Origin of the sequence: Oerskovia sp. NPDC060287 (assembly GCF_042726775.1) — a bacterium.
Classification (GTDB): domain Bacteria; phylum Actinomycetota; class Actinomycetes; order Actinomycetales; family Cellulomonadaceae; genus Oerskovia; species Oerskovia merdavium.
In genome coordinates this window covers 1-2,780 of the sequence record NZ_JBHXBO010000367.1, presented here as the reverse complement: position 1 = coordinate 2,780, position 2,780 = coordinate 1, and the positions used below count along the sequence as shown (strand labels likewise).

1 protein-coding gene is annotated in these 2,780 nt (G+C 70.5%); it reads left to right on the top strand.

The window, feature by feature from the left end; genetic code table 11:
* Positions 1-71: 71 nt before the first annotated feature.
* On the top strand, positions 72-2,780 hold a 2,709-nt coding region (locus ACFWFR_RS18930), incomplete at its 3' end, for an immunoglobulin-like domain-containing protein (RefSeq protein WP_377624127.1).

Here is a 2,780-nt window from a genome sequence, read left to right as displayed (position 1 = left end):
CCCGTCCTGCCCGCACCACCGCACCCCTGCACCACCCGCACCACCCGCACCACGAACCGAAGGAGCACATCGTGAGAAGAACCAGGGGACGTCTCGTTGCAGCGAGCGTCGCCGTCGCCCTGAGCACCGGGCTGACGACCACCGCCGTGGCAGCCGCTGATCCGGCCCTGCCCGAGGCCGGGCTCGTCGCCTGGTACAAGCTCGACGAGGCGAGCGGCACGTCGGCTGCGAACTCGGCGCCGGGCTCGACGTTCGGGGCAGCCACGGTCAACGGGGCCGCGCGCAGCGCGAGCGGCATCACGCTCGACGGGACCGACGACTACGTCCGGCTCCCCGACGGCCTGCTCAAGAACCTGACCTCGGTCACGGTCGACCTCGACGTCCTGGTCGACACCGCCCAGGGCACGCCCTACTTCATCTGGGGCATGGGCAACACGAGCGGCTCGGCCGGCAACGGCTACCTGTTCACCACGGGCAACGCCTACCGGACCGGCATCGCGTCGGGCAACTGGTCGACCGAGCAGAACACGACCAAGGGCTCGAACCTCGCGCGCGGGGTGTGGAAGCACCTGACCTACACGCAGACCGGCACGACCGGGACCCTCTACGAGGACGGCGTGCAGGTCGCGCAGAACACCGCGGTCACCACGACGCCGGCCTCGATCGGCGCCGGGACGACGACCGCCAACTACATCGGTCGCTCGCTCTACTCGGGCGACAAGTACCTCAAGGGTCAGGTCCGCGACTTCCGCGTCTACGACCGGGCACTGCCCGCGAACGACGTCGCGACCCTCGCGCAGAAGACCTCGGCCGCGGCCGCAGGAGCCGACGCCGCAGCCCTCGACCTGGGCGACACGAGCGCCGTCACGAGCAACCTCACGCTCCCGGTCACCGGCGCGCAGGGCTCGACCATCACGTGGGCGACCTCGCACGCGGACGTCGTGACGTCGTCGGGCAGGGTCACCCAGCCCGCCGCCGGTCAGCCCGCCGCGACCGTCACGCTGACCGCGTCGGTCACGCGCGGCGCCGTGACGCTCCCGCGGACCTTCACCGTGGTCGTGCCCGCGGCGTTCGACGACGCCCAGGCCGCCGCGTGGGACGCGCAGCACGCCGCAGTGACCAACATCGCCGACGTCCGCGGCAACCTCACCCTCCCGACGAAGGGCGCGCAGGGCTCGACCCTGACCTGGACGTCCTCGGCGCCCGGGACCGTGAGCGACACGGGCGTGGTGCACCGCCCGGCGCACGGCACGGCCGACACCGAGGTGATCCTCACGGTGACCGCGACCAAGGGCACCGCGACCTCGACCCAGCCCCGCACCGCGACGGTCCGCCAGGCCCCCGAGGCCCAGGAGCCCGCGGCGTACTTCTTCCCCTACTTCAAGGGCGAGAGCACGGCCGACGGCGAGGAGATCTACTTCGCCGCGAGCCAGGGCAACGACCCGCTCAAGTGGCAGGAGCTGAACGACGACAAGACGGTGCTGCGCTCGGGCCTGGGAGAGAAGGGCCTGCGCGACCCGTTCGTCATCCGTTCTCCCGAGGGTGACAAGTTCTTCCTCGTCGCGACCGACCTCAAGATCTATGGCGGCAACAACTTCGGCAACGCGCAGGAGCGCGGCTCGCTGAGCCTCATGATCTGGGAGTCGACCGACCTCGTGAGCTGGTCCGACCAGCGCATGGTCAAGGTCTCGAGCGACTACGCGGGCAACACCTGGGCTCCCGAGGCGTTCTACGACGAGGCCGCGGGCGAGTACGTCGTGTACTGGGCGTCCGCGCTCTACCCGACGACCGACAGCAGCGACCGCAAGATCGCCACGAGCTACCAGCGCATGATGTACGCCACGACGCGTGACTTCGTGACGTTCAGCGAGCCGCGGATCTGGGTCGACAACAAGCGCGGCACGGGCCTCGGCATCATCGACGCGTCGGTGACCAAGGTCGGCGACACGTACTACCGCTTCATCAAGGACGAGAAGTACATGACCGTCCGGAGCGAGAAGTCCACGGACCTGCGCGCCACGAGCTGGGACCTCATCACCGAGAACATCGGTGTGGGCCAGCCCAACGGCTACGGCGGCACGTTCACGGCGGGCGAGGGACCGACGGTCTTCAAGTCCAACACCGAGGAGAAGTGGTACGTCTTCATGGACCAGCCCAGCTACCACGGTGGCAAGGGCTACGTCCCGTTCGAGTCGACCGACCTCGACTCGGGGGTCTGGACCAAGTCGGAGCCCGCGACCCTGCCCGTGAGCCCGCGCCACGGGACGGTGCTCCCGGTCACCCAGGCCGAGTACGACCGTCTCCTCGCGCACTACCAGGCCGATGCGTTCGTGGCCTCGGCCGCCCCCGTCACGGTCTCCACGGCCGCGGGCACCGCGCCCGTGCTGCCCGCGACGGTCGCCGCGACCTACGGCGACGGCGCGACCAAGGAGCTCGCGGTCACGTGGGACGCGGTCGACCCCGCCTCCTGGGCGCAGGCCGGGACCTTCACGGTCAGCGGGTCGTTCGGCCCGTCGATCACGACGCGGGCGACCGCCACGGTCACCGTGACCCCCGTCGACCCCGAGCCCGAGCCTGACCTGGTGGTCGAGGTGTCGGCGACGGCGAAGTGTGTGGCGGGCAAGGTCACGGTGTCGGTGCGTGCGGTGAACGGTGAGGACGTGCCGGTCGACGTGAAGGTCGCCTCGGTGTTCGGGTCCAAGTCGTTCACGGGGGTGGCGCCGGGCAAGTCGGCGTCGCAGTCGTTCGCGACGCGTGCGGGCTCGGTCGACGCCGGCGTC